This window comes from Neobacillus drentensis (genome assembly GCF_036962125.1).
Taxonomy (GTDB): domain Bacteria; phylum Bacillota; class Bacilli; order Bacillales; family Cytobacillaceae; genus Neobacillus; species Neobacillus drentensis_B.
Window position 1 is genome coordinate 51,118 of sequence record NZ_JBALOA010000008.1, and the last position, 26,338, is coordinate 77,455.

Annotated in this window: 28 protein-coding genes; 7 read left to right on the forward strand and 21 right to left on the reverse strand. The window is 37.9% G+C overall.

Annotation, left to right across the window (positions count from 1 at the left end; translation table 11 throughout):
* Positions 1–78 precede the first annotated feature (78 nt).
* The 5 genes from V7121_RS08615 to V7121_RS08635 form a co-directional block, all read right to left on the reverse strand.
* On the reverse strand, positions 79–1,107 hold the full coding sequence (locus V7121_RS08615) for a cytochrome-c peroxidase (RefSeq protein WP_335546371.1): 1,029 nt from the start codon (positions 1,105–1,107) through the stop codon (positions 79–81).
* 254 nt (positions 1,108–1,361) lie between these two features.
* Positions 1,362–1,958: a biotin transporter BioY gene (locus tag V7121_RS08620; protein WP_335494678.1), complete on the reverse strand. Its 597-nt coding sequence runs from the start codon at positions 1,956–1,958 to the stop codon at positions 1,362–1,364.
* Between the two features lie 176 nt (positions 1,959–2,134).
* Entirely contained in the window at positions 2,135–2,665 is a 531-nt protein-coding gene (locus V7121_RS08625) for a GDYXXLXY domain-containing protein (RefSeq protein ID WP_335546373.1), read from the reverse strand.
* Positions 2,658–3,731, reverse strand: a complete 1,074-nt coding sequence (locus V7121_RS08630) for a DUF2157 domain-containing protein (RefSeq protein ID WP_335494674.1) — start codon at positions 3,729–3,731, stop codon at positions 2,658–2,660. Before V7121_RS08630 ends, V7121_RS08625 begins: the two co-directional genes overlap by 8 nt.
* A 210-nt stretch (positions 3,732–3,941) precedes the next feature.
* A complete protein-coding gene (locus tag V7121_RS08635) occupies positions 3,942–4,106 on the reverse strand; it encodes a hypothetical protein (protein WP_335546375.1) in 165 nt (54 codons plus the stop codon).
* Positions 4,107–4,390: 284 nt separating this feature from the next.
* On the opposite strand from V7121_RS08635, the gene V7121_RS08640 reads away from it, so the two are divergent.
* On the forward strand, positions 4,391–4,927 hold the full coding sequence (locus tag V7121_RS08640; RefSeq protein WP_335494668.1) for a ribonuclease H-like YkuK family protein: 537 nt from the start codon (positions 4,391–4,393) through the stop codon (positions 4,925–4,927).
* Between the two features lie 56 nt (positions 4,928–4,983).
* On the opposite strand, the gene V7121_RS08645 is transcribed toward V7121_RS08640, so the two are convergent.
* From V7121_RS08645 to V7121_RS08660, 4 genes are all read right to left on the reverse strand, one after another.
* A complete protein-coding gene (locus V7121_RS08645; RefSeq protein ID WP_335494665.1) occupies positions 4,984–6,444 on the reverse strand; it encodes a PAS domain-containing sensor histidine kinase in 1,461 nt (486 codons plus the stop codon).
* Positions 6,445–6,642: 198 nt separating this feature from the next.
* Positions 6,643–7,653 carry a DUF418 domain-containing protein gene (locus V7121_RS08650; protein ID WP_335494662.1) on the reverse strand — a complete coding sequence of 337 codons (1,011 nt, stop codon included), beginning with the start codon at positions 7,651–7,653 and terminating at the stop codon, positions 6,643–6,645.
* Between the two features lie 152 nt (positions 7,654–7,805).
* On the reverse strand, positions 7,806–8,384 hold the full coding sequence (locus tag V7121_RS08655; protein WP_335494660.1) for a histidine phosphatase family protein: 579 nt from the start codon (positions 8,382–8,384) through the stop codon (positions 7,806–7,808).
* Positions 8,385–8,474: 90 nt separating this feature from the next.
* Positions 8,475–8,876, reverse strand: coding sequence for a DUF5655 domain-containing protein (locus V7121_RS08660; RefSeq protein ID WP_335494658.1), 402 nt, complete (start codon positions 8,874–8,876; stop codon positions 8,475–8,477).
* Positions 8,877–9,155: 279 nt separating this feature from the next.
* Here V7121_RS08660 and V7121_RS08665 point away from each other — a divergent pair, with 279 nt between their 5' ends.
* From V7121_RS08665 to V7121_RS08680, 4 genes are all read left to right on the forward strand, one after another.
* Entirely contained in the window at positions 9,156–9,524 is a 369-nt protein-coding gene (locus V7121_RS08665) for an SET domain-containing protein (protein WP_335494655.1), read from the forward strand.
* A gap of 214 nt (positions 9,525–9,738) precedes the next feature.
* Positions 9,739–10,539: an amino acid ABC transporter substrate-binding protein gene (locus V7121_RS08670; RefSeq protein ID WP_335494653.1), complete on the forward strand. Its 801-nt coding sequence runs from the start codon at positions 9,739–9,741 to the stop codon at positions 10,537–10,539.
* A 15-nt stretch (positions 10,540–10,554) separates the two neighbouring features.
* Entirely contained in the window at positions 10,555–11,241 is a 687-nt protein-coding gene (locus tag V7121_RS08675) for an amino acid ABC transporter permease (protein WP_335494651.1), read from the forward strand.
* Positions 11,242–11,255: 14 nt separating this feature from the next.
* On the forward strand, positions 11,256–12,005 hold the full coding sequence (locus V7121_RS08680; RefSeq protein ID WP_335494648.1) for an amino acid ABC transporter ATP-binding protein: 750 nt from the start codon (positions 11,256–11,258) through the stop codon (positions 12,003–12,005).
* Between the two features lie 79 nt (positions 12,006–12,084).
* Here V7121_RS08680 and V7121_RS08685 read toward each other — a convergent pair whose 3' ends face one another.
* From V7121_RS08685 to V7121_RS08725, 9 genes are all read right to left on the reverse strand, one after another.
* Complete coding sequence (locus V7121_RS08685; protein ID WP_335494645.1) at positions 12,085–12,765, reverse strand: DUF2294 domain-containing protein; 681 nt, start codon at positions 12,763–12,765, stop codon at positions 12,085–12,087.
* 119 nt (positions 12,766–12,884) lie between these two features.
* Positions 12,885–13,580, reverse strand: coding sequence for a Na-translocating system protein MpsC family protein (locus V7121_RS08690; RefSeq protein ID WP_335494643.1), 696 nt, complete (start codon positions 13,578–13,580; stop codon positions 12,885–12,887).
* Positions 13,581–13,793: 213 nt separating this feature from the next.
* Positions 13,794–14,870, reverse strand: a complete 1,077-nt coding sequence (locus V7121_RS08695; protein ID WP_335494640.1) for an ATP-binding protein — start codon at positions 14,868–14,870, stop codon at positions 13,794–13,796.
* 231 nt (positions 14,871–15,101) lie between these two features.
* Positions 15,102–16,226, reverse strand: coding sequence for a hypothetical protein (locus V7121_RS08700; protein WP_335494638.1), 1,125 nt, complete (start codon positions 16,224–16,226; stop codon positions 15,102–15,104).
* A complete protein-coding gene (locus tag V7121_RS08705) occupies positions 16,223–17,095 on the reverse strand; it encodes an ABC transporter ATP-binding protein (protein WP_335494636.1) in 873 nt (290 codons plus the stop codon). The genes V7121_RS08700 and V7121_RS08705 overlap by 4 nt, the downstream gene beginning before the upstream one ends.
* Entirely contained in the window at positions 17,085–17,861 is a 777-nt protein-coding gene (locus V7121_RS08710) for a hypothetical protein (protein WP_335494634.1), read from the reverse strand. The genes V7121_RS08705 and V7121_RS08710 overlap by 11 nt, the downstream gene beginning before the upstream one ends.
* Positions 17,839–18,402, reverse strand: a complete 564-nt coding sequence (locus V7121_RS08715) for an RNA polymerase sigma factor (protein WP_335494632.1) — start codon at positions 18,400–18,402, stop codon at positions 17,839–17,841. Before V7121_RS08715 ends, V7121_RS08710 begins: the two co-directional genes overlap by 23 nt.
* Before the next feature lie 184 nt (positions 18,403–18,586).
* A complete protein-coding gene (locus V7121_RS08720) occupies positions 18,587–19,555 on the reverse strand; it encodes an NAD(P)-dependent alcohol dehydrogenase (RefSeq protein ID WP_335494629.1) in 969 nt (322 codons plus the stop codon).
* Between the two features lie 204 nt (positions 19,556–19,759).
* Positions 19,760–20,539, reverse strand: coding sequence for a Cof-type HAD-IIB family hydrolase (locus V7121_RS08725; RefSeq protein ID WP_335546377.1), 780 nt, complete (start codon positions 20,537–20,539; stop codon positions 19,760–19,762).
* A gap of 116 nt (positions 20,540–20,655) precedes the next feature.
* Between V7121_RS08725 and V7121_RS08730 the strand changes: the two genes are divergently transcribed.
* On the forward strand, positions 20,656–21,615 hold the full coding sequence (locus tag V7121_RS08730; protein ID WP_335494625.1) for a LacI family DNA-binding transcriptional regulator: 960 nt from the start codon (positions 20,656–20,658) through the stop codon (positions 21,613–21,615).
* 75 nt (positions 21,616–21,690) lie between these two features.
* Here V7121_RS08730 and V7121_RS08735 read toward each other — a convergent pair whose 3' ends face one another.
* From V7121_RS08735 to V7121_RS08745, 3 genes are all read right to left on the reverse strand, one after another.
* Complete coding sequence (locus V7121_RS08735) at positions 21,691–23,862, reverse strand: outer membrane protein assembly factor BamB family protein (RefSeq protein WP_335546379.1); 2,172 nt, start codon at positions 23,860–23,862, stop codon at positions 21,691–21,693.
* 132 nt (positions 23,863–23,994) lie between these two features.
* Positions 23,995–24,840 (reverse strand): SDR family oxidoreductase, encoded by an 846-nt coding sequence (locus V7121_RS08740; RefSeq protein WP_335546381.1) that lies wholly within the window; start codon positions 24,838–24,840, stop codon positions 23,995–23,997.
* Positions 24,841–24,904: 64 nt separating this feature from the next.
* On the reverse strand, positions 24,905–25,471 hold the full coding sequence (locus V7121_RS08745) for a TetR/AcrR family transcriptional regulator (RefSeq protein WP_335494620.1): 567 nt from the start codon (positions 25,469–25,471) through the stop codon (positions 24,905–24,907).
* A gap of 179 nt (positions 25,472–25,650) precedes the next feature.
* On the opposite strand from V7121_RS08745, the gene V7121_RS08750 reads away from it, so the two are divergent.
* A complete protein-coding gene (locus tag V7121_RS08750) occupies positions 25,651–26,205 on the forward strand; it encodes a CBO0543 family protein (RefSeq protein ID WP_335546383.1) in 555 nt (184 codons plus the stop codon).
* Positions 26,206–26,338 lie beyond the last annotated feature (133 nt).

Genomic DNA, 26,338 nt, shown 5'->3' on the forward strand with positions numbered 1-26,338 from the left:
CGTTTGATTAGTTTTTCTACAACGCAAATAAAAGTGCCTGACACTTGGGCTTTTCAGCGGGTGTCAGGCACATATCTTTTATGGCAACTCTGGCTTTGTATAAACTGGAGGTTTTCCTCCTAGAGTTTTTAAAAACGCTAATAAATCGGACTTTTCTTCATCTGTTAGACCTATAGGATTCATAAATTTTTTCATAAAGAAACTCTTATTGGGATGACTGTCCCCGCCACGGTCATAATAGTCAATGACTTCCACTAACGTAGCAATACTACCATTGCTCATATATGGTGCCGTGTGTGTAATCCCATATAAACTCGGTGTCCGAATTCTTCCTAAATCGGTTTCTTCTTTAGTTATGGCAAAGCGCCCTTCATCCTCTGTATTAAGCCCAATATTATAATAGTTGTTATCTGATAAATTAGAACCATTATGACATGTGACGCACATTGCTTTACCTGCAAATAGGTCTAATCCCCTTAGTTCTTGCCGCGATAAGGCGGTTGTATCACCATTTAGGAAACGGTCATACGGCGTGTCTTTTACAATAATTTTTCTTTCAAAGGCTGCTAGGGCCTTGGCAATATTTTTCGCGGTGATTCCATCCTTAAAAGCCGTATTAAAAAGTTTCACATATCCTGGATTTCCTTTTAATTCTTTGACCAATTCTACAAGTGTTTGATTCATTTCGTTCGGGTTCTGAATTGGTCCTAATGCTTGCTCCTCTAATGAAGCGGCGCGACCATCCCAAAAGTTGGTTTTATAATAGCCTGAGTTAATAATCGTCGGACTATTTCTTGCTCCAGTGGCCCCGTCTATTTTTTTCAAGGTTGGACGATTGTCCCCATATCCCTGATTTGGATCATGACAAGAAGCACAACTCCTTTGATTATTACCGGAGAGACGCGAATCAAAATATAGTGTCTGCCCCAATTTAATCACTTCAGGCTTCATCGGATTTTCCTTCGGAATAGGAACATCCCCTAATGGAACCAGTTGACCTTGGCTCGTAAGAAATTGAAGGAAATCTTTCGGGTCAATTTCTTGTGTTTGCTCTTCATTTGATTTGGCTGCCGCTGCAGTTGCCGACTGTTTGGTTGGTTCCCTCACTTCTCCTTGAGAAGAACATCCAATCAGAGAAAAACTTAATAAAAATAGAAATATTAAATTAAGTAAAAGTTTCATATTTAGATAATATCCCCTCTAACACTATTATTAATTTAATTATAAATTAATAAATCACGTTAAAGCGGTTGTTAATGTGGAGATATTATTAAATATCAATTAATGATAATGGTGACAGGTACCATAAAAAGACACCGTTCCACGGTATAAGGACACGTTTGGTTTGTGTTTATTGCTTTCTAAGAGACACGTTTTAAATTTTTAAATTGCCCTTTGGAGAGGACGGTCTTTTCTAGACGGTGGGCCATGATCCCTGCTAAGACTGCTAAGATGATATCCTTTGGCAATGGTACTACCATCCATAACCAGGCCATTTTGTAAGTAAAACCTTCTGGTGCAGCCGCCCAAATTTTGTAGGCAAAATACATCCAATTGGTACCGAAGAAGTAGTTTACGGCCATTCCAATTAAGGCTGCAGTGATAAAGGCCGCCACACTTTTTTTCTTTTCAACAATTTTTCCAATGATAAACGCTGTAAAAATATACGATAAGATGAAGCCAAAGGTAGGACTGAAAATTGTTGAAGGTCCTGCCCCAAATTTAGCAAAAACAGGTACACCCACAAATCCTACTAACATATAAACAATCATTGCTATTGACCCTAACCTGCTCCCTAGAATAGCCCCAGCTAAGATGGCAAAAAAGGTTTGGAGAGTGATTGGAACTCCTCCCACGACCATAAATGGTACAAAGGAGGTAATGTTTGCCCCTATCGCCATAAGGGCTACAAACATCCCCACTAGTGTTAAATCCAACGCTCTTAATTTTCTATTCATTCTCCCACCCCAATTTAATCTTTATAATATTAAGATAACGGGTGGGTTACTCCATTGTCAACTAATTTTAAAATAAAGTTAACAATAAAAAAGTATCAGGTACCGAAAGGACTCGACGTCCTCCCCACGTGGACAAAGGGTGGTTTTTGTCCACGCGCGGTACCTGACACCACTTTTTACTTCTTCGTAATATCGGTTAGTATGGCATAGCCGTTGGTTACTTTAATTTTCGCTAGTATTTCTCCTTTAGTTGAGGCTGTTTCCCATTCTGTACCTGTGTTGTCTTCCACGTAGTAGTTATCCAAACCGTATTCAATATAGGCTATTTCTTGGCCCAGGTTGTCTTTATCGATGTAGCTGATCGTTCCATTGAGGAATTCTCCCTTATCTGGTTTAGTAAGGGTAACTTTAATAGGTGTGTGAACACCGTTCTTTTTCTCCATTAGAATGTATACTTCAAACTCTCCGCCCCGCTTCTGTAATCTTGTGAGCACTGATTGTTCCACCAATTTTTTCGGAACCTCTTCCGCTTCATACCTTAGTGTCACATAATCACCTCTAAAAAGGTCGGATGGGTCCACCGGTTTCGTCTGAAGAATCATTTCTTCCCCCGTTAGTAAGGTATAAAGGGGCTTGACACACAACCCTAGAAGGATGAGCACTGGCACGCAACAAGCCAAGACTAACTGCTTTGCTCGCTTATTCATGCACACTCACCCCTTTTTTCCTTTGTTTTTCAAAATAAAAACCGAAACCAAGCAACAGAAATCCTCCAATGATAAATACGAACGATTTTGGTAAAAACTCGAAGGATAGGTCGAGGTAAAAACGGAAAATCATTACACAAAGAATAATGATACTAGTTAAGCTGCCTCGCTTGATTAAGTACAAAACATAAAACAGGTAAAGAATTGAAAATGGAATGTACATCCAATCGAGTGGCCATGTATCCTCAAAAGACAATAATAGTGCAGCTGAACCATGAACAAGGTAGCCCAAAAATGTGTAAATATCGCTCATTTTCATCTTGGAATGGACAAGAGCAACACCAATGAATAAATAGATTAAACCATATACATAAGTGGAATCCTGATACTCGAATAGGTTCATAAAATAGCTAATAACCGTCCCGATGAATGCCAGCGACAGTAAGCCTGTTACGAATCCAGTTATTTGAGAGAAACCTATTTTCTTATTAAGGATATATATCGCAACGATCCAGAGCAGCGTCCAATAAGGGATATTTATTCCTTGGAGATATTGCCCATCCAGCAAGTATTTTAGAACAAACAAGGATGATGCAAGTAAAATCCATTTATCCCGGAGGACCCATGCCAACGGCAAAATACCAAGCGACCACCACAAAAAGGCATTTTGTGAATTAGTTCCGAGATGAAACATCTGTTCAACCAGAAAAATCCCAGCACCGAACACCAGACCGCCTACATAATAAAGACTCCTCGATGTCTTTGGAAAGTTTTTTTCCATCTTATAGCCCGCAAAATTACAGGCAACAAACAAAGCAATGATTAAAAGGAATTTCACGGTCCTGCCAATTTCATCCCAATTGCTCGCTATAAAACTTAATACTCCAGCTCCGATTAGAATACTGCCAACATATAAAAGTGTTTTTGTAAACGAAAGTTTCTGCACATCATATATCTTTTCTATTTCTTTTGACTTTCCTACCGGCAGAATCTCTGATTCTACCAAGTACTTAAGCTCCCGCTTTAAGAAATTTAACTCATTCTGTTTTACAACCCGCTTTTTCAACCATCCCACCCCTTTGCGTCTATTTCTTAACGCCCTCATGAATCCAGTCAAACTAGATGTCGTTCAGTTAAGTTTATTCGACAAATATTGTAAATATCCTTTTAAAATAGCGGGGCCGGTATTTAGTTGTGGTAACAAATCAAAGATTAAAAAAAGGTGTCAGGTACCATGTGAAAATTTCACATGGTACCTGACACCACCTTCAGTTTGTTAATATTTTTTATCCCGGCAGTTTTTGCATACTTTGATGGTTTGGTTTGTTTCTGTTTTATGTGGATATAGTAGTTTGATTCTTGTTCTACCACATAGCGGGCAGGTTCCCCGTCCGCCTGAAGGCAGATAACTGATTGTTTTCCCACGATTTCTCTTTGCCATCTCCATCCATCCCTATTCATTTTAGATTCGTTTCTTTATCTAATGATGGACTTGCACAAAAATTGTTAGGCATATATTTGTTTTTCAAAAAAAGGTTGTTCAGAGGTATGTAACTTCAAATGTGCTCGGACATCACTAAAGCATTTTTGCTCACCTTTCCACATACATTTTTAAGAAGATCAAATATTTTAATGGCTGCACGACAATAAATCACTTTCCATAAGATAGGAATAAGAGGCGAGACAAAACTTTATCAAAGGAATGGAAAGATGTGGTGCTTCAGTATGAAAAAAAGCGGAGCTTATCAAGATTCGTTTCAAAACCTTCAAGAGAACGGGATGTCCTTCGAGCAGGTCTTTGAAAGAATTGTCACATTCATGAAAGTAGATCCAGGCGGAAACTATAAATTAATGGTCGGCACAGATTCACAAGTCCATAAATCTACCACGGTTTTTATCACGGGTGTTGTTATTCAGAATAAAGGAAAAGGAGTATGGGCGTGCATTAGGAAGGTAGTGGTTCCAAGAAAAATGACCCACTTACATGAGCGGATCTCTCTTGAATTATCATTAACCGAGGAAATTGTGTCGATGTTTACCGAAGAAAAGAAAAATGAGTTGATTAATCTCGTCCTTCCCTATATCTATCAAGGAGCAACCTTTACCATGGAAGGACATATTGATATTGGTGCAGGTAAACGGAACAAAACGAGTGAGTTCGTGAAAGAAATGGTAACTAGAATCGAATCAATGGGTGTTGAACCAAAGATTAAACCTAACGCCTTTGTGGCTTCCAGCTACGCAAATCGTTACACCAAATAAGGGTACCAGACATCACAAAACAATGTGATGTCTGATATCCTTTTTATGATTAAAGCTTAAAAGCATTCAAGTTCAACTTTTACAGTTGTACCTTTGCCCATTTTACTTTCAATATTCATCGTCCCATTGTGCTCTTGGATGATTTTATTGCTCACGGTTAGTCCAAGCCCGATTCCTTTATCCTTCGTAGTATAGAACGGAGTTCCCAAAAAGCGCATAAGTTCGCTGTCAATTCCTATTCCTTCGTCTGAAAAACAAATCTGTACACGATGGCTTTCTATCCGTTGAACATAAATATTGACATTTCCACCAAGCGGCATAGCTTCAATTGCATTTTTTAAGAAGTTCACAAAAACCTGTTTTAACTGATTAGGATTACAATTTAATACGATGTCATCTTTTAAATAATGGTTGGTGATTTGAACATTATGTAGCAATGCCTGAGGGTGTAAAATATTTACCGTACTTTCTAAAATTGTATTTAAATTTTCTGGTTCAAATTGGATGGCCTGAGGCTTCGCCAATGACATAAATTCATTCACAATCATATCAATACGATCTAATTCGTTCATGATGATCGATAAATAGTCATCTTGTTTTTCCCGGCTAGTTGTATCTTTCAATAGTTTTGAAAATCCCTTTAATGAAGTCAACGGATTCCGTATCTCGTGAGCGACACCGGCAGCTAATTGGCCAATAATTGATAACCGATCTAAATTACGGAGGGCATCATCGTTTTTTACCCGATCAGTTATATTCCTGCCCACGGTAACATAGGAGTCAACCTCCCCCAGTTCATTATGGATGGGAGAAACAGTTGTCTCTGAATAGATGACCTCATTATTACCGGTTCTTAGCTTTGTCTGAAGCAGTTGGGCTTCCTCTGTTTCTACTAACCTTTGATAAAACCTTTCAAAGTGTTCCAATTCTTCTGGAACCATAAGATCATAGACGGTTTTACCAACGAGTTGTTCCGGACTATAACCAATCCCTTCTTTATGAGAGGGAGAGGCATAGACAATCTGTTTATCTTTGGAATATACCTTGATCATATCCGTCGTATTTTCCGTTATAAGTCGATAGAGTTCGCGTGTTCTTTTCAGTTCTCTTTCAATATTAATATGCTCGGTTATATCACGAAAGATGGCCAGGACCGCAATTATGTCTCCACAAGAATTTCGAAAGGGAGAGTAAGAAACGGCAATGTCAAGAATGGTTCCATCTTTATGGTAATATTGAGTAACCATATCGGAAAATGCTTCACCACGTTTAACGGATTCAATCGTGTCATTTACTATTTCAGGATTAGGGAATTCATATATACTTTTACCTATAATATCATCCTCTGTATAGCCAAATATTTTGGTATACATTTGGTTCACTCGAATAAACCGATTCTCCATATCAACCATACAAATCCCGTCCGCTGTACAGTCTAGAAATAAGTCAATTAACTCATCTGGATTAAAAACCACAGAATCATTTTCGTTTGTAAAAATCGGGAAAAACTTCGACATAGAGATCTCTCCAAACACATCAAATATACTATAATACCCATTTTACAGAGTTTTGCGATAAAGAAAAGAAATATTTCAAAAAATGGGTATCAGCTACCAAAAAACAGCGGTAAAACAATGGTGTCAGGTACCACAAAAAGACATTTCCTTTCATTTGTCCGCCACACGTGAACACTGCCTGCTTTGTATTGTATTGGTTTATCGACGACGCATTGGAGGGATTTCGAGGTAGGTTAATAGTCGCCAAGTCCATTCTAATGGGCCGTATTTGAAATAACGTAACCAGATCGCGCTGAAACAAAGTTGGATGACATATATCGCAACACACAAATATAGTGATTGGATGTATGTCAGATGATGGGCTAGATGGAGCAACCTCCCCGCAGCGAGGATCAACAATGTTTGTGTAAGGTAATTGGTTAGCGCCATCCGCCCATAGCTTTTTAATGGTGATAGAACCTTTCGAACAATTGGGATCTTCAACAGCAAAATGAGCACTCCTACATAAAAGGCAGAGACAACCGGCCCAATCATGATGCCAATATGTAAAAACCGCTGCGTGTGGATGAGGTTTTCCTCCGAGCCATCACCGAAAAAAAACGGTGCGTGTTGATATTGATAAATAAGTCCACCAATAGTTAAGAAAAACATGATCCCGGTAAAAAGGGCCACCTGTTTCCAATGTTCGGATAGGCGTTCAAATAACCGATACTGCCCTGCGGCAATTCCTAATAACATCAAGGGAACCACCATGAACATTTTTTCAGCAAAAAACGCTAGAACAAGCAACATAGCCGTTCCGAATACAAGATTTACTACCCTGTTTGCTCTATAAAAGGGCAAAATAATTAACCCTCCAATTGCATAAACCGTCAATGCTTCCCCCTGATGAAATTGCACATGGATGATTCCCATCAAAAACAAGACAAAAATCCGCCGCAAAAACAACACATAACCATTACAACCCTTCATACTTGCTCTTGTGATAAAAATATAAAATCCGACACCAAATAAAAAGGTAAATATCGTGTAAAATCGACCTTCCACAAATAAATATAAAAACCTTAAATACGCTGCATCGCTTGTTTCGGAAGTTGGCAATCTTACCGAAAGTAAAGGAAGGATGTTTACCAGAATAATTCCCAATAAAGCAAATCCCCGTAAATAATCGAGTATATCAATTCGTTCCGTTAATTCCTTCGTATCCATCCATATCAACTCCACATTCAGTATAAGTGTTTACGACAATGTTCACCTATTAAGGCTGCTTAAAAAGGCCGACATCAATCTGTCAGCCTAAATGTTTCTATTTAGAATATTTCTTAACAGTTAATTTTGCCGACGGATTGCTTCGTCAGAGGTCAGCTATAACCAGTGTTTTCAAAGTTACTTTTTTCTCGTTGCCACATCCTCTCGATAGTAACTTCATCATTATTAAACTTTAAAAGAAACACATCAGGATTATTTAGTCCTTTCCATTGTTCAAATCCAAAGTCCGCGTCATAGTATTTTAATAGTAGGGACAGTAAATTCCCATGAGTAACGATTAGTGTAGTTTCTGAATTACTTTTAAAAGTTTCATTTACAACACTTACAATGCGATTCATCGCTTCCCGACTAGACTCGCCGCGATCGAACTTTAGATCTAGGTCAGTAAATGTTGCCTCCAGTTTCTCAAGCCAATTCGGTAACACTTCCGTACTTAAAATCCGCTCCGCTAATCGATCCTCCAGTTCAAGAGTGGTTTGCTCCCGCTTGGCCACCTGCTCAATTGATTGGATTGCCCGGCGAAAGGGACTTGAAATAATCCGATTCATCTTCACATTTGCAAAAAACTCCGCTAATACGGCCGCTTGCCTAATCCCTTTTTCCGTAAGTAGTGCCTCGCTTGATTGACCGTCCGCTTCACAGTGGCGTATCACATATATCTTTTTTTCCATCTTATCATCCCCATTAAAATCAGTTAGTGAATGTATATAAATTCGATATAAGATGTAAATTTCCTTTCCTTTGCTTTTCTACTTGGTGTATTATGATGTTTTACGAGCGCGATGTTCAGAAAATGTATACGCTTCATGTAACCACCGGTATATATCATCATTTATATCTGCCTCTTTTTGAATCATTACATGATGGATCCAATTACCAGGATACGCCTCAACCGCTTCTACAATTTTTTCGTCTTCAATATAATGGCCTACATTAAAAGTCAGGACAAGACAATCCTCAGGACGATTACTAGCCCAAGGCTGGGGCATCCATACCCAGGCAAATTTTTTCATTGTACCGATTGAAATAACTGATTTCTTCACTTCAATATTTGCTGGTCCAATCGAATTGATCATCTTTTCCACAGCATTAAACAACGAGATTGTTTTTTCTTTTTTGGCAAAGAAGGCTTCTACATCTTTTCTAGTAGGTGATGTTACCATTTTTACCACTCCTGTGAGGTATATAAATTATTATAAACTTATCATACCACAGGACTTTTCTGATTTTTTTACTAATTATGACAATTGATAAAACTACACACTTATTTAACTCCCTTGCCAATGAAGTTAATTAGCGAGGCTGTTAAGCAGGTCCATCCACTAACTAGGTAGCCTTGCCTTTTTTATGACCTCACAAAATGACCTATACCAAAACATCATATTCCTTCATACCTTAATAAAAAAACCGTAAGTAATGGGAAACTGGAGGTATACAACGATATGTTGGAACTAAAGCAATCTCAGCATGGGCGGGGGATTTTTGCTACTCGTGATATCAAAAAGGATGAGCTTTTAGAGGTGTCACCTGTTATCATCTTCCCTAAAGAAGAGTTTAAATATTTGGAAAAAACAACTTTGATTGACTATGTTTTTTGGTGGGGGAAAGACTTTGATGAATGCGCCTTAGCCTTAGGAATTGGATCGCTATTTAACCATTCCAGCACACCGAACGCCATCTTTAAAAGGAAATTAAAAAAAAGGACCATTAACTTTTATGCCTATACCGACATAGAGGCTGGCGAGGAAATTCGCATTAATTACAATGGTGACCCTGATGACAAGACACGTTTATGGTTTGAAAAGGAATAAGCTATATTACTGCTATACCAAATGAGTCCATATCCCATCAGTATTCGGATATGGACTTATTTGTTTTTTCAAAAATATATTTTTTAAATCCCAATCTATTTGCCTTTCAGATTATGTAAATATCATATTTATGTTGACATTTATTTTCATGTATACTATTCTAAAAAAGTTAAATTATATAAAACCTATAAAATTACTAGGAGATGTACGAAACATGAAGAAATACGCACTTATTTTATTAGCCCTCCTTCTTACTATAGCTTTAGGTGCTTGCAGCAGCAAAGAGGAAAAAGAAACTTCCGCTAAGAGTAAAAGCCTTTATGACCAAATCAAGGCGAAAGGTGAAATTACTATTGGGACTGAAGGTACGTATGCTCCGTTTACTTATCATGATGATTCTCAAAAATTAACAGGCTTCGATATTGAAATTGCCCAAGAAGTTTTTAAAAGATTAGATATTAAACCTGTTTTCGTTGAAACAAAATGGGATGGCATGATTGCCGGTCTTGATGCGAAGCGTTATGACATGGTTGCAAATGAAGTTGCCGTTCGTCCAGATCGTTTAGAGAAATACGATATGTCAGAACCATATATTGTTTCAAAAGCTGTTCTTGTTGTTCATAAGAACAATAATGATATTAAAACTCTTGATGATTTAAAAGGTAAAAAAGTTGGACAATCTTTAGACAGTAATTACCGTAAAATTGCTGAAGCACACGGCGCAACCAATACCGTTGTTGAAGGATTTAATCAATCTATTGACCTAATCACTTCAAAGCGTATTGATGCAACAATTAATGATAGCCTTTCATACCTTGACTTGAAAAAGCAGCGTCCAGACCTTCCGATTAAAAAGGTTTATGAAGAAGCAGAAGCAACAAGTAATGCTTTCCTTTTCCGCAAAGACAATAAAGAACTTGTAGACGCAGTTAATGGCGCTCTTGCAGATATGAAAAAAGATGGTACGTACCTAGCAATCTCTAAAAAATGGTTTAACGAGGACGTATCTAAGTAAAGGAATGGAATAAAAATGATCGCAGATCAAGAACGTGTAGATCGTATTATAGGAATCCTTAGTGATTCCTTTTTTCCTATATTAAAAGCTGGAATTGAGTTTACGATTCCATTAACATTAATCACCTTTGTACTAGGGCTCATTTTAGCCTTTTTTGTCGCACTTGCACGCCTGTCCAACATGAAAAGTATTAACGCTGTCGCCAAATTTTATGTTTGGATTTTCAGAGGTACTCCCTTACTCGTTCAGATTTTCATTCTATTTTATGGTTTGCCTAGTATGGGAATTACACTTGATCCATTTCCAGCCGCAGTGATTGCTTTTACGTTAAATAAAGGGGCTTACAGTTCGGAAATTATCCGGGCTGCCATCCTTTCAATTCCTAAGGGGCAGTGGGAAGCTGCTTTTTCGATTGGAATGACCAAATCTCAGGCTATGAGGCGGATTATTATACCTCAAGCCATCCGTGTATCATTGCCGCCGCTCGGGAACTCATTTATTAGTTTAGTAAAAGACACTTCCTTAGCTGCGACAATTACTGTTACTGAATTATTCCAAAAGGGGCAGCAAATCGCTGCAGCTACCTATGAACCTCTTTGGATTTACATTGAAGTTGCCTTTATTTATTTAATCTTCAGTACAGTTCTTTCTTACTTCCAGACGAAGCTCGAGGTTCGATTTGAGAGAAGTGTGGCTAAATAATGGAGGAGCAAACCATGATTCACATCAATAATTTGCATAAAAGTTTTGGGCAGCTTGAAGTATTAAAAGGCATTGACCTGACTATTCCAACAGGAAAGACAGCCGTTATTATTGGGCCTTCCGGCTCGGGAAAAACAACCTTACTCCGCTGTCTTAATCTGTTGGAAGTGCCGAACCAAGGTTCAATTAAACTCGGGGATCAATCCATAAATTTTGACCAAAATCATAAAATGAAGTCTAAAGAACTTGTTTCTTTCCGAAAAAATACCGGTATGGTCTTTCAAAGTTACAACCTATTTCCACATTTAACAGCACTCGAAAATGTAATGGAAGGCCAGACCACGGTCCTTAAAAGGTCAAAAGCAGATGCAGAAAAGAAAGCCAAAGCCTTGCTGGATAAGGTTGGTTTGAGTGACCGGGCCGATATGTATCCACATCAATTATCCGGCGGGCAGCAACAACGTGTTGGCATTGCCAGAGCGATGGCAATGGACCCGAAAGTTCTTCTTTTTGATGAGCCTACTTCCGCACTAGACCCTGAGTTAGTTGGCGAAGTTTTAAAGGTGATGAAGGATTTATCAAAGGAAAATATGACGATGGTCATTGTAACCCATGAAATGAACTTTGCCAAAGAGGTGGCAGACCAAGTCATTTTCATGGACCAAGGAGTTATTATCGAAAAAGGTACTCCCGAAGAGGTATTTGAGAACACCCAAAATCAACGGACTTTACAATTTTTGAATAAGGTCGCTTCGAGATCATAGCTCAATAAAAATCATTACAACAAGCTCTCCCTATTAATTTCTTGGGAGAGCTTGTTTTATAAGCATAGAATCCCTAAGCCTACGAACCAAGCATAAAGGCCATCAATGATCTATCCTCTTTAAAATTCCAATCAATGAAAATATCTCGTATTGATTTTTTAAAAATATCCTCAAATCTGCCTTCCCGGTGGAAATATGTTTTTTCCAACTCATCCTTTGTGAATCTAAGCTCTCGTTCAAATCCTTTTTCAATTAATGCCTTTTCAATTGTTACAAGTATACCGCTTCTTTCAACTAAATAAATGGTTGGTGAAATGGGATAGATATGCATATGGTCAGGTACTTTTTCAACCAAGAAGCTGAGCCGTCCTACCTCCGATTCTAACCTTTGAATATCTATATCCACTTGACTAACCTGACCGATTGACTCCTCTAATACAAAAATAAGAATGCCCGAATTATTCGGAAAGTTCCAATCATGATAGTATTCTTCTACCTCCACTCCTAGAGTCACTTTTACTACCCCTGTTATTTCATCCAAGACGTGGTTAATAATCGCTGCTCTTACATCGTCAACATACTTATTCTGTCCTTGCTGTAACAAGATATCTTCCATCGGGGTTAAAAACCCGCGAATATACGTAACGAGATGATTTTTGGACAGGGTGGTCCGACATGTCTGTGGGCCCTTTCCAAAATTTTTTCTTAACAACTTACTTATATAGCTGCTAATAAATTCTTCCTTGTTTTGATTAATCATCCATTTCTACTCCTTAATCAGGTACAAATAAATCCATCATTTTATTATGTACCAAAGCCCAACTTGTTAAAAAAAAACATGTGGTATGCAGAAAAATCCTGCTGCCACATGTTTTCTATTCAGTGATTTTCCTTGTAAAATACAAAAATAAGATAGTTACGGTTATTTTCATAATCCCAAACAATAAATATATCTTCGATGACGCGATTAAATAAATCCTCAAATAGACTCTTATTTTTCAAATAACCGCTTTTGATTTCCCTTGCTTGATGAAGCAGAAGGTCGAAATTACCTTGTTCATACGCTAAACTTTCTAATTGTAGTAGGACTTCGCTCGCTTCAATCGCACAAATATTTTGTGTAAACTTTACTACCTTTAAACCAATCGGTCGTTTATGATAACGGGTCCCTACAAAATCAATCAAGTTAAAAAGAGTTTTCTCAAAATCTTCTTCCATTTTTACTTCATCATTAGATGGAACATTTTCTAACAGAATAATACCTGTATTCGAATCATAATTCCAATCATGGAAAAAATGTTCAATTTCCCCTCCGAATACCTTCGAAACTTCTGGTTTAAACTCACTGATGACGGCATTGATGACGGCGGAACGGAAATTATTGACTAAAATCAACTGATTATTTTCCAATAAAACTTCTTCTGCTGGCGTAATAAAGTTTCGTATGTATATATATAATCGGTTTCCTTTTGACATCATCTTACAAGTTTCTGGGCCCTTACCAAATCTGCGCTTGAGGAGCTTACTAAACGTACTGCTAAGATATAGCAAATTCTCTTGTGTAGACTTACTCATTAACTTCTCCTTTCAAGAAAATAAAAAGACCTAACTTCTAGGAAAAGAAGTTAGGTCACGGCTAAGACGACTATTACTATAGTTTCTTCCATTTACCATACAAGTGATTATTAATTTTTGCCGAAGTATATGTTAACTGCCATAACTAATGACTGCAAGACATTAGACTTTAATAGTTTACCACGATAATTACCTTACTAGCAATCACTTAATTTAAGATACTGTTTGTAAACTTACTTCAATACATGTTCCATATGTGCTGCTGCTAATGGTTACTTTCCCCTTATGCTCTTCAATAATTTGAAAACTAACGGGCATCCCGAGTCCGGTCCCATGTTCTTTTGTCGTATAAAAAGGTTCATTTATTCGGCTAATCAGATCGGGAGGGATGCCGCATCCATGGTCGATGATTCGAATCTGAACACGTTTTCCCGCAGTAATGGACCCTTCAATTACGATCATGCCGCCATCAGGCATGGCCTCAATTGCATTTTTTATATAATTGATAAATACTTGTTTTAATTGATTCTCATCCCCTAAAACGGCAACTTCCAGGTAGCTGAACTTTTTTTCAACCTGAATATTATTTAATAACATTTGGGACTCCATTAATGCTAGAACTTGATCTAATAAGGAACTAATCGTCAATTTTTCATACTTTTTTTTGATTGGTGTTGCCAGGACCATCAGTTCCTTGAGAATGACTTCAATACGTGCAACCTCTGACTGGACAATATTAAAATACATAGGCTCCCCATGATAATTTCTAGCCATTAAATGTAAAAATCCTTTTATCGCTGTGATCGGATTTCGAATCTCGTGAGCAATTCCCGCCGCTAATTGACCTGCCACCGCTTGTTTTTCCGATAGTAATTGTCTTTCTTTTTTTATTTGAGTGATATCTTTTAAAACCACATAAGACCCCACCACATCCTTATTAAAAAGGATTGGGAATGCCGTTACGTTTACTTCCATTAATGATTCGGGTCTCATACTAATCTTTGCATCAAAATTTGTTAGTTTTTCACGACCTTTCTCAAAGAAGAATGTTTGTGATTCATTCAAACATGTAGAGAGGAAAATATGACTCAACCTCATCTGTAATAATTCAGGTACAGACAAACCTAAGAGTGATTCGCAAACATCATTCACATACACCAATTGCCCATCCATATTCAGTATAAAGAATGGGTCTGCATTTTTTGATAAAACAGAGAAATCCTTATCCACATTAACATCGATGTATATTTGAAGCAGAAAGTTTAGACGTTTTATCTCATCCCTCTCCATTTTCCCCCACCTCTCATTCTCTTATAAAAAAATAAAAAAGCCAAAATAAGCGTAGCGTTTCTACGGCTTATTTTGGCTTAAATTCTAGCATCCGCATGTCTAGCGATTCATTGCCTATAAAAATAGTTCATTGACTTTATTCTAAAATTCACAAGTAGACTAGAGCATATATCCCTATATCCACTTTTAATATTATAACTATTTGTAAAAATATTCAATTAATTTTTTTGTTTAAGCAATTTGCTTTTTCAAGATAAGCAATCTTGCCAAGAACATCGACAGTGTAAGTATGACCACAGTCACCACAATACCGACATAGGGAGCAAGCACGGGATACCCGAACATATTCACTGAAATAAAATTCATAAACAAGTCTTCCACTTTCATCACATTTGTCAGAGTGAACTTCATTACTTTATTCAGCCATAATGTGCCATTGTTCATTAGGCTTGAAGCGAGAAGCGGAATGCCAAACAGCAAGCCTGAGACAAAAAAGGAAATGACCGTTGATTTGGATAAAGTAGAAATCACAACAATCATCCCCGCAAAAGCAAGTGCCGCAAGTAAATGAAGACCCATTTGAATCAAGTGATACTCCGTAAACGTCAGACTGTAAGGAGAGGCGAAATATTTAGACGAATACTGTATGGGAAGGTCCCAGCCCTTTGTTCCGTAAATAATGGTTTTAGTGATCAGGTTAAAAGCCTCCCACACTAGTACCACAACCGTTGTAAAAATAAACGCGGCCCAGAGCTTAGCTCTCATTGTTACTACCCTGCCGTTTTTAGTGCTTAGGATATAATTTTCTACCCCTGAAGCTGCCTCATTTGAATAGATACCGGAAAGTCCAATTAACAGAAATATTCCCGTTAGAATAAGACCGAATACATTGACAAAATCCAATGCTTCCTGCGGGCCAGTGTAATAGGATATTTTGTCTATTTTCACATCATTGTACATCTCTTTTTGGAGTTCTAGCTTATTAGCTAGGGCTGTATCTCCGCTAATAGTCGCCTCACTAATTAATTTTTCCAGATCAGCAGTTCTCTCTTTATTTTGAGAGGCAATACTTTGACTGAGTGCGATATTTTCTACCACAGAATATTCCACACTTTTCCGTTCGTCGAGTATACGTTCTGCTGAGATATCTTCATTTATATCGGCAGTGACTTTTTCCGCTTGTGCTAGCTTTTCTGTGGTAATCGGACCCTCCCATTTCTGATAAACCTGTCGTGATATGTCTGTATTTTCAATATCAAAGGCAATAAACGTGAACCAGCCGAACAGGAAAATCCCAATGAAATAGAGGCTTTTTTGTTTAAAAATCTTTAGCAGTTCCCACTTAATCACGCTCATGCCCCTACCCCCTCGTCAAAATAATAGAGATACAGATCTTCAAGATTGACAGGGACATTTATCGCATTCCCTGCCGGTTTTTCTTTTGAAAGAATTCTAAGCTCAATGCCATTTGATTTCCTTGCGATATTGCCAACCTTAAATACTTCCTGGTAGTAGCCTATTTCAGCCTCACTAGCTTCAACAGACCAAACAAGATCCTGAATTCGTTCCAGCAGATTTTGGGGGGTATCTTTCTCAATCAGCCGGCCGTCCTTCATGATTAAAATCTCCTTCGCTATGTATTCAATATCTGAGACGATATGAGTCGAGAGAAGAACAATTCGGTCTTTGGCTGTTTCAGCAAGAAGATTACGAAACCGGATTCGCTCTTTTGGATCAAGCCCCGCTGTTGGCTCATCAACAATTAATATCTTGGGGTCATTCAATAGTGCTTGAACAATACCGACCCGCTGCTTCATCCCACCAGATAATTTTCCCATCTTCACTTTTCGTTTATCGGTTAGATTGACCGTTTCAAGCAGGTCTGCTATCTTTTGGCGGGCAGCCGTTTTTTCAATCCCTTTTAGACTGGCAATGTAAAAAAGAAATTTCTCCACTGAGAAATTTTTGTAATAGCCAAAGTGCTGTGGAAGATAGCCGATGATCTCACGGTAACGATCGCCCATTTTCCTAATATCTTCACCATGGTATGTGATTGTTCCTGAATTGGCACTTGATACGGTTGCCAGCATCCGCATTAAGGTGGTTTTTCCTGATCCGTTTGCCCCGAGAAATCCGTACACTCCATTAGTTAGCTCTGCATTAACTTCATCCACTGCCCGTTTATCCGCGAACACTTTTGATACATTTTCGATTTTAAGCACCATGATACTCTCTCCCAATTTCAATTCTCTTTAATTTTCTCATATTGATCAGCCAAAGTACGATTCCGGCCAGTAGGATTCCAGCAGCCGGCATAATATCTAACTCGACTATCATTTCCCTGATGTCATTTACCTGCAATAAGCCATAACAGACAGCGAACCATATTGCTAGCAAAGTTCCACTCGCCCCATTCCCTTTCAGCTTCATCGCAATTAGAAAAGCAAGTCCCGTAACAACAACATATGGTATCGTCCACGACAGAAGAAGTTTTATAAAAATAACATCTGGAATGACGACCACACAGATGGATGATATCACTATGTTGACCACTAGGTTAAACAGACCAACCACAAGAAGCCTGGAAATGAATATCTGCTGTAGATTATATTTCAGTGTCATCTCCAATTCGATTAGCCCTTCATTTTTGCTTTTCAGAATTTCAAGAATACCTATGATAAAAGGAAGCGGCGACAAGGCAAAGGCAGTCAGATAGGGGTCAGTCTTGTAGGTAACAAGGGTAATGACGCCTAGCAGTAAGAATAGGACGTTCAGCCCCCAGAATAAACCGCCAAAACGAAGCAATTCTCTCGCGCAATTACCAATTAATCCTTTTGCTCGTTGTTGAAAGAGGTGGGCTGTTCTTGCTTTTGGCACTGCCTCAGCCATGATATATTCGATGGAGGACTCGATTTCTTCCTCATTAGGGAAATCCACCTTATAGGAATCGAGATATTCCTGTATTTCCTTATCCATTTGTATTTTCTTCATCCATTTCACCCCGCTGCAAGTAAATTTTAAGCTTCTTAAGACCCTGATTGAGTCTGGATTTGACAGTTGGTACACTCGCATTTGTGACCGTTGCAATTTCTGAGATTTTCAAGTCATGGTAATATTTAAATAGAATCGCCTCACGCTGGTAATCTGGCAGTTCCTCAAGGGCCTCTTTAATCTCTTTCCGCTTTTCATTCTTTTCAAAAATAGAGAAAACACTTTTCCCTGTCACTGAATCATTATCGTTCAGCCCATATGTATTCCTGCTATCTTTATAAGCCTTGCTTTTCAATAAGTCTTTGGCGTGATTACTGGCAACCGTCAACATCCAGCTCCGAAACTCGGAGGAGGGCTTGTATTTTGAAATGTTATTTAATAGTTTAATAAATGTTTCCTGAGTCAGGTCCTTCGCCAACTCCTTGTCGCCTATCATCCGATAAAGAAAGCTGTAAATCAGTTTATAATGCCGCCGCACCAGAATTTCCTGGCTTGAGCGACTCCCTTTCTTTATCTCAGCGACCAATTCTAAGTCAGTCATTTACTCACCTCCACTAAGCTAACGAGATATTTTCAAAAAAGATTTAAGATTTTAAGAAAAAATTTTAATTTTATTGGGTGTATTAATCCGTACATTGCCCGGTTAGTCAAATTCATTATACAAATTAGTTACTAATAATTGGAAACAAAAAAATCCCCATCTATTAAGATGGAGATTCTCCTTATCACACAGAAATGACCACTTTGCCCTGAGCGTGTCCTTCCGCAAAATACTTGAAAGCCTCGGGTACCTCAACCAGCGTATACTGTCGATCAATAACAGGTTTGACTTTGTCTGTTTCCAAAAGTTCTTTTATATAAATCAGATCTTTCTGATTTGCCCTCTGTAAAAAGATCCCCACTTTTTTACGCTCAATCATTGAAATCCAAGGCCCCATGACCATCGCCTGGAACATTTGAGTCCCAGAACCTCCAACATGAACAAAGATTCCATTGGAATTTAATGCACGCTTATAGACGGAGATTGGCTGACTTCCGTTAGCACCAAGAATCACATCATAACGCTCCGTTTTTTGCGTAAAATCTTCTTTCGTATAATCAATGACATGGTCGGCACCAATCGATTTTGCGATGTCAACATTTCTTGTGCTACAAACCGCAGTTACTTCAGCCCCGATTGCTTTGGCAATCTGAATGGCAAAAGTCCCTACTCCTCCAGAGGCTCCATAAATCAAAACCTTTTGCCCTGCCTGAATTTCCCCCTTATCCCGAAGACTCTGGAGTGCCGTAACAGATGCCATCGGAACGGCAGCTGCTTCCTCAAAAGATAGATTAGCTGGTTTCAGAACTAAAGCATTTTCAGGGACAGCAACATATTCAGCAAACCCACCCCATCCACAACCGGATAGATCTCCAAACACCTCATCACCTGGCTGAAACTGTGTCACCTCTTTGCCAACTACCTCGACCTGACCTGCGATATCACCTCCAGGGATGGGATATTTAGGCTTAAGTAATCCAAACGCAAAGCGGGCTAAAAAGGGTTCCCCTTTCAGTAGAACTAGATTGCCATAATTCACGGATGCTGCCCGAATCTTCACCAGTACTTGGTTATCCTTCGGTACAGGCTTTTCGACCTCTGTTAATTTCAGAACATCAGGCGGACCATATTTGTCATAAACAATAGCTTTCATTTAAAATTCCTCCTAATTATCTTGGATTTCATCTCTTGCATGACAAACGCAAAAAAATCCCCTAATTAAGAATATATACTAGTTAAATTGTATTTAAGACTGTTATTGGGTAAAAAAAAGTACCTGACACCCATTTGTTAATGGTGTCAGGTACCTTCTTTAGCCTTATTTATTTACTAGATTAATATTTAATAGTATCTATAGTTATAACAATCCAAGCATTTTAAGGCCATGAAAAATTCCATTTTCATCGACTCTTTTTGTGACATGCTTAGCTACTCTCTTTACCTTTTCCACTGCATTACCCATTGCCACACTATTTTCTACGATTGAAAGCATTTCTATATCATTGAGTCCATCTCCAAAGGCATAATGACGCTCATCAGGAATCTTTAGCTCTTTAACTACCTGTTCAATTCCCTTAGCTTTTGACCCTCCCTTTGGAATGACATCGACTGATAGGGGATGCCATCTCACAAAATCAAATTCTGGAAACGCCTGTTGATATTGTTTCTCTTCCCCCTCAGGGCAAAAAAGAAGCGATTGGTACAATTCACGTCCTTTGTAGTATTCAGGATCAAACGACGGAAAACGATTAATTTTTAATGTGTCCATGCTTTCTTTAATGTAGGCATGCTCTGCCACATTCGCTTTCATATCTTCATGGTCCATAAAGACAACAGGATGATTGTTACGAAGACCAGTTTCTGTTAATTTTTCAAGGGATGAAATATTTAATGGATTTGTATATATTACTTCACCGTCTAATACGACGTATTGACCGTTATAACTTACAAAAGTATGAATAGCTAACTCTTCTCTCAATTCCTCAAACATAAAAGGGGCTCTGCCTGTCGAAATTACTACTTCATGTCCATATTTTTTTAATTTAAAAATAGACTCTTTTGTTAAAGGCGGCAATTCCTTATCGTGCGTAAGCAGAGTCCCATCAATATCAAAGAAGATAACGCTGCGATTTTTCATATTAGTTCCACCCTCAGAAATGTTTTTATGTTTCAAATTGTATATAGTATAAAATATGAAATGCATTTCATAGCAATAGAAAAATACTTAAACTCATTAAACAATTGGAGATATATATGGTAAATATTAAAGACATTGCAAAGCTGGCAGGTGTATCGGTCACAACCGTTTCCCGTGTTCTCAATAATTATCCCTATATTAGCGACGAAAAAAAGGCTGCCGTTTTAAAGGCCGTTCAAATGACGGATTATCAACAGAACATGAATGCCGTGAGTTTACGAACAGGACATACGTCTTTAATCGGTGTTGTCCTTCCCTTTTCACACCATCCATACTTTGGTCTCTTATTAAATGGAATTGCTAATGAAGCCATTAAACATAATCATAAACTCTTGCTATTTCAAACGAATTATGAGGTAGAAAAGGAAATAGAGGCATTAAGGATGTTAAAGGAAAAGCGGATTGATGCTTTGATTTTCTGTTCAAGAACTTGTGACTGGCCAATCATCCAAGAATATTTTCCTTATGGAAAAATTGTGTTATGTGAAAAGATTCGGGATGGCAGCGTATCTTCAACCTTCGTGGATCACTATAAGACGTTTATGGGTGCATTAGACTATTTATATGATAAAGGCCATCGGAAAATTGGTTATTGCATTGGAAGAAGGTCTGGCACAAATAGTCTTGACAGAGAAGCTGCCTACAAGGATTTCATCACGAAGCATAATCTTCCATTTCATTCTGATTACATCTATGATCATTGCCTGACATTTGAAGACAGTATAAAGGTCATAAATAAAGTAAAAGAAAGCAATAATCCTCCTTCAGCACTTCTCGTGACAAGTGACCAGACTGCTGCCGGAATAGTTACATGTTGCCAAAAGGAAACTATATCGATACCAGAAGACCTTGCACTAATCGGGTTTGATAACCAGCCGATCGCTAAAATGATGAATATTACAACGTTTGATATTCCATATAAGGAAATCGGTAAAAAAGTTTTTCTCCAGGCCATTAAGGATGAAATTTCTCAAGAGGAAATAACAGCCACCTTCATTGAAAGAAACACAGTGTGAGGTAACACAGCTAAATTATTTTTAATCAAAGGATAGTTTTTAGCAAAAAAAAAAGAGAGCAGCTGCCCTCTTTTTTTATTTCACGATTGTTAGTCTTTGACCGATATAGAGCGGTTGATTAGGGTCAAGGTTGTTAGCTTTGACAATTGAGTCAATTGTTACACCAGTCTTCTGAGCAATTTTCCAGAGAGAATCGCCTGCAATAACGGTGTAAACATAGGTTGATACCGTTGGCAGGGTTACCGTAAATTTGGCTACATACCCAGAATCCAAATAAAAGCTATCTTTCTTGTATTCTACTGAATACCAATCTCCAATTGCAGAGTAAATTTTAATATCTGTATTCATTGGGAGCACTATTTTTGTTTCGTACTGCGTTCCTGGATTGGTTCTAACATTCACATTGGTCCTTGTCTTAGCACTTTCGATTGCTTGAATCTCCTGATTAGATGGAACTTTGATTAATGGTTTGGAGACATATCCTTTCAAAACCGCACTGACAATTCTGTACTCAAGTTGATACCAATCACCCGTTTCTCCTGTTATCACCACTTCTGAACCAGCAGGGATGGTTGTTAGGATGGTACTTTGTGTGGTTGCTGCCGAGCGCAAGTTGGAATTTTTCAAGGTTAAACCGAATCCTTCTGTAATCTGAATTACTTTGTCACGTGCTGTATACTCATTCTTATTACCTGCAAGGTCTGTGAGCCTGACAACAGGATAATAATTTCCACGGATTACATTAAAGCCGCGGCTGTTTTTTCCATTCCAATAAAAATTGGCTGTCCCCTTCAAGTAGCGTCCCAACCAAGTCTGAACAACATAGCCGTTTCCATCAACTATGGTTACCTCCATATCGACCGTTTCACTAAGCGTAATTGGAATCTTTATTTGATTTTTACCGTCTTGCAGTGTAAGTTGGTTGACTGCTGCCAAATCGATCGTTGCCGTTGGCTTTTCAGTATCTAACTGGCTTTGTTTTGGCACGGCATACGTATAGAGGATTTGATTCGACTCCGTTACAAAAATAGTGTCTTTAATGACGCCAATGGGTCGAACACCCGCACCCCCAGTAGTAGTAGAAAGCTGGAGAGTGGACTGAATTAGCTGCCCGTTTGCTGCATTAAAGAATTTGATTTTGTTGTAGTTTTCCAAAATAATTTTATCCGCTGCAACCACCATTCCATCTGACCCTCTAATGGTCTGAAGTGCACCAGCAGCGAAATACTGATCTGCGTATAATGTCTTCCATTTTTGAATCCCTGTATTTTTATCAACCGCGATAATATTGGTATCGTCAAGGACAATTAAAGAATCACCTGCAATAGCCATCGGCTGTGTATAATATCCAGTTGGACTAAATTTCCATAAAGTTCTTCCAGTTGCGGCATCCAATGCCCATATGTTTCTAGTTGTTGCCGGTTTTGTTTCAAAATAAAGCTTCTCATCTTTATAGACAGGAGCACCGTAGATTGGCAAACTCGAATCAAGCGCGAAGGTCCAAAGAACCGTCCCAGTGGCGGCATCCAATGCATACATATTTGATGTCATTTGAACTGGATTCCGTATATTCGCATACAGCCGGTTACCGCCAGCAGCGAAAACGCCTTCCAATTTTTCTTGGGATTTTAGAGGATAATTCCATCTCTTTACACCTGTTTTGATGTCTACAGTACCGATTGCATCATAGCCCTCTGCTGTTCTGGTTAAATAAAATAATGTATTTTGGTCTAGTAAGAGACGGTTCGCAAAGCTATCAACGGTCCACAGCGTTAGTGGTGAGGTACCATTATCCTGAATCGCATAAAGTTTACTCATGGTTGAAGCGTATATTATTCCGTCTCTGGCAATCAAATCAAGAAACCCGTTCTGTTCATCTGTTGAAAAATTCCATCTCTCTTTATAGGTGTCCAAGTCCGTGGCAGAGAGTATTTTTTTTGAAATTCGTTCAACGGAATATAACTGATTCTGATTCACACTAAACAAGGAAGAGGCATTATTAAATGGGTCCTTCTTTAACGTTAATAATGTCAAATCTCCCGGCAATGTAGCACTAGAATAATTGGTATTTCCCTGGTCGGCTAAATGCATTTCCCAGTTTTGGTCATTAGCCCTTAATTTCTGATTCCTTACAAGTCGATTTAATTCCTTTATTCTTTGTCTTAATTGATGGTTTTCTGCCTGTAGTTGCTGGTATTGATTATAAATATCGTATGGATTATTTCTATAAAAATGATTGGACATCATTTGGGAAAATCACACCTCCAGTATTGTGCATTAAACATTTTATGCACATCTGCCTATAAGGTGTTGTTCAAAATACTAGTGAGTTTACTTATTATCCTTTTGAAGATTCATACAATAGATCCTGCTAAATCCTTATATCCAATTTTCTTTAAAATCTTCTATGTATTTTCTTAATTTTGTTGGCTTTCTTTTGGTCAGTTTTTCAAAGTCATAGTTAATCCCTTTGGCAAATCCTAATTTGGTTGGAAAATGAACGCCGACTACGACATTAATGAACTTTTCATTTCCGTGATGTGCAATCATAAACTCCTTGAACTCTTTAACCGATGGGTTCGTATAGCGGATATCTTTATTTAGAATTTCAGACATAATCTTCGCCACTTCAAAAAAGTCTAATGATTCATCACCTGTGATGACATATTTTTGATTGTGGTGCTTTTCTGGATTTGTCAAAGATAGAACTGCCAGTTCAGCAATGTCTCTCGCGTCTACGAAACTAGTTTTTCCATGCCCTGCAGGGACGAATATTCTGTTTCTTTCCTTAATCTCCTTATTGAGAAAATCATTCAGGTTTTGCATAAAGTATCCTGCACGCAGGAAGGTATAAGGAATTTTTGATTTTTTTATTAGTCTTTCATTTTTGAAATGATGAACGAATGGCAAAAATTGAATGTCTTTTAAGGATAGGTAGACAATATACTTTATATCCTGTTCCTTAGCACTTTCGATAAAACGCTCAAACTGAATATTGTCACGGGGCGGGTACATTAAAAAGATTTGATCAACTCCCAGTAATGCCCCCTGAAAGGTTTCAGGTTTTGAAAAATCAAGACAAACAAACTCATAACTATCTCCATACTTTTCTTTTGCCCTTTCTATATCCCTAACTGCACAAATCATTTGAAGGTTCTGTTCTTTTGCCATCTTTGCTACCTCATAGCCGATTTTACCGTTAAAACCAGTTATTAATATTTTCATAAAAATCCACCCTCATTTTTAAAATAGACCAGTCTATATAATTTAGGTTAAAAAAGAAACCAGTTTATTGTAGAAGAACTGGTATTTGCTTTGCCAATAAAAGCAGTGGTTCATTATTTCCAAATGTAAACGAAACAAGAAATGCCCCTTCTACCATGGAATTGATAACGATTCCTAACTCTTCCGCTCGCTTCTTCTCAAAACCTGAATTTATCAATTTTTGTGTAAATAATTGTTGAAAGCTTTCATAGGATGACTGACATGCTTTCCGTAATGGTTCACTAACGAGAGCTGTCTCAAGTGCAACTGCAGCAATGGGAACCCCCTCTTGATAACGTTCTTTTTTGAATTGCCCTGCCAATTCGATAATAAAATTCTGGATAGCTTCGATTGGGTCAACAAATTTATTTAAGCCTTGTTCAATACCCTCAGATACAAATTTGGTCGTCAATTGTACAGATTCAATCGCCAGTTGTTCTTTTCCCTCTGGAAAGTGATAATACAATGACCCCTTAGGAGCCCCGCTCTCTTTTGTGATTTGATTCAAACCTGTTGCATGATATCCTTGTAATTGAAATAGGCGCGAAGCTGTTTTTATCAACTTCGTTTTTGAACTTTCCTTTTTAATCATATTACTCTCCACCCTAATAATTATACCAATCGGTCTATATATATATATTAAGAAATAGGAAATGTGATGTCAATAGAAGGGCCATAAATTGGAGGCTATTAATTTATTTAGCGAATAGTTGAAGAAGATATAGTAAAAACTAACAGATGATACGTACTTTGAAAAAAGGTGAAAATTCAATGACATACCAAGAAGGATTGAACCAGATTGATAAAGCAACTCAACAACTAACTGATGCAAATAAGTTAGTTGTTGAAGCAATAATGAACGCTTTCTTATTTACTTGGCAATGGTGGGTTGCATTAGCTATGATGGTTATCCCTTGGGTTATTTGGGGGATATTCCGTAACCGTGAGAGTTCAGCTCGTATTTTTTCGGCAGGTTTATTGGTGATGGTTTTATCAGAGATTCTTGATACGGTTGGGGTCAGTTTTGGAAAGTGGGCTTACCCAGTGAAGTTAGTTCCTGTAGCAACAATAAACTTTTCATTCCGTCTTTCTGTTTTACCTGTTTTTCTAATGCTATTTTTGCAATACAAGCCTTACGTTAATCCATACATTAAAGCAATAATTTTTGGTGGATTAGGTGCTTATGCGGGATTACCAGCATTAGCTATGATTGATTTATACAAGAAAATTGATTGGGCTTATACATATTCATTCTTTATTTTAACTTTATTCTATTTAATCGCTCATTGGTTTAGTCGAAGGAAAACCTTTGAAAAAATCAAATAAAATTATTCCTAAGATATAACCCATAAAATTTTCAGCATCTAGCCTTCCTTATTCATTCTTCGCTTTAGTGTAATAGTAGAGGATTTATAATGATGAAAATTAAAGGGGAAGATTGCAGATTTAATAGTGGTTC

What these genes read in the sequence shown, in the direction of transcription:
- V7121_RS08620 (WP_335494678.1), bottom strand. Translation starts at nt 1,958, where the DNA reads ATGAATAGAAAATTAAGAGCGTTGGATTTAACACTAGTGGGGATGTTT.
- V7121_RS08625 (WP_335546373.1), bottom strand. Translation starts at nt 2,665, where the DNA reads ATGAATAAGCGAGCAAAGCAGTTAGTCTTGGCTTGTTGCGTGCCAGTG.
- V7121_RS08635 (WP_335546375.1), bottom strand. Translation starts at nt 4,106, where the DNA reads ATGGCAAAGAGAAATCGTGGGAAAACAATCAGTTATCTGCCTTCAGGC.
- V7121_RS08640 (WP_335494668.1), top strand. Translation starts at nt 4,391, where the DNA reads ATGAAAAAAAGCGGAGCTTATCAAGATTCGTTTCAAAACCTTCAAGAG.
- V7121_RS08645 (WP_335494665.1), bottom strand. Translation starts at nt 6,444, where the DNA reads ATGTCGAAGTTTTTCCCGATTTTTACAAACGAAAATGATTCTGTGGTT.
- V7121_RS08650 (WP_335494662.1), bottom strand. Translation starts at nt 7,653, where the DNA reads ATGGATACGAAGGAATTAACGGAACGAATTGATATACTCGATTATTTA.
- V7121_RS08655 (WP_335494660.1), bottom strand. Translation starts at nt 8,384, where the DNA reads ATGGAAAAAAAGATATATGTGATACGCCACTGTGAAGCGGACGGTCAA.
- V7121_RS08660 (WP_335494658.1), bottom strand. Translation starts at nt 8,876, where the DNA reads ATGGTAACATCACCTACTAGAAAAGATGTAGAAGCCTTCTTTGCCAAA.
- V7121_RS08665 (WP_335494655.1), top strand. Translation starts at nt 9,156, where the DNA reads ATGTTGGAACTAAAGCAATCTCAGCATGGGCGGGGGATTTTTGCTACT.
- V7121_RS08670 (WP_335494653.1), top strand. Translation starts at nt 9,739, where the DNA reads ATGAAGAAATACGCACTTATTTTATTAGCCCTCCTTCTTACTATAGCT.
- V7121_RS08675 (WP_335494651.1), top strand. Translation starts at nt 10,555, where the DNA reads ATGATCGCAGATCAAGAACGTGTAGATCGTATTATAGGAATCCTTAGT.
- V7121_RS08680 (WP_335494648.1), top strand. Translation starts at nt 11,256, where the DNA reads ATGATTCACATCAATAATTTGCATAAAAGTTTTGGGCAGCTTGAAGTA.
- V7121_RS08685 (WP_335494645.1), bottom strand. Translation starts at nt 12,765, where the DNA reads ATGATTAATCAAAACAAGGAAGAATTTATTAGCAGCTATATAAGTAAG.
- V7121_RS08690 (WP_335494643.1), bottom strand. Translation starts at nt 13,580, where the DNA reads ATGAGTAAGTCTACACAAGAGAATTTGCTATATCTTAGCAGTACGTTT.
- V7121_RS08695 (WP_335494640.1), bottom strand. Translation starts at nt 14,870, where the DNA reads ATGGAGAGGGATGAGATAAAACGTCTAAACTTTCTGCTTCAAATATAC.
- V7121_RS08700 (WP_335494638.1), bottom strand. Translation starts at nt 16,226, where the DNA reads ATGAGCGTGATTAAGTGGGAACTGCTAAAGATTTTTAAACAAAAAAGC.
- V7121_RS08705 (WP_335494636.1), bottom strand. Translation starts at nt 17,095, where the DNA reads ATGGTGCTTAAAATCGAAAATGTATCAAAAGTGTTCGCGGATAAACGG.
- V7121_RS08710 (WP_335494634.1), bottom strand. Translation starts at nt 17,861, where the DNA reads ATGAAGAAAATACAAATGGATAAGGAAATACAGGAATATCTCGATTCC.
- V7121_RS08715 (WP_335494632.1), bottom strand. Translation starts at nt 18,402, where the DNA reads ATGACTGACTTAGAATTGGTCGCTGAGATAAAGAAAGGGAGTCGCTCA.
- V7121_RS08720 (WP_335494629.1), bottom strand. Translation starts at nt 19,555, where the DNA reads ATGAAAGCTATTGTTTATGACAAATATGGTCCGCCTGATGTTCTGAAA.
- V7121_RS08725 (WP_335546377.1), bottom strand. Translation starts at nt 20,539, where the DNA reads ATGAAAAATCGCAGCGTTATCTTCTTTGATATTGATGGGACTCTGCTT.
- V7121_RS08730 (WP_335494625.1), top strand. Translation starts at nt 20,656, where the DNA reads ATGGTAAATATTAAAGACATTGCAAAGCTGGCAGGTGTATCGGTCACA.
- V7121_RS08735 (WP_335546379.1), bottom strand. Translation starts at nt 23,862, where the DNA reads ATGATGTCCAATCATTTTTATAGAAATAATCCATACGATATTTATAAT.
- V7121_RS08740 (WP_335546381.1), bottom strand. Translation starts at nt 24,840, where the DNA reads ATGAAAATATTAATAACTGGTTTTAACGGTAAAATCGGCTATGAGGTA.
- V7121_RS08745 (WP_335494620.1), bottom strand. Translation starts at nt 25,471, where the DNA reads ATGATTAAAAAGGAAAGTTCAAAAACGAAGTTGATAAAAACAGCTTCG.
- V7121_RS08750 (WP_335546383.1), top strand. Translation starts at nt 25,651, where the DNA reads ATGACATACCAAGAAGGATTGAACCAGATTGATAAAGCAACTCAACAA.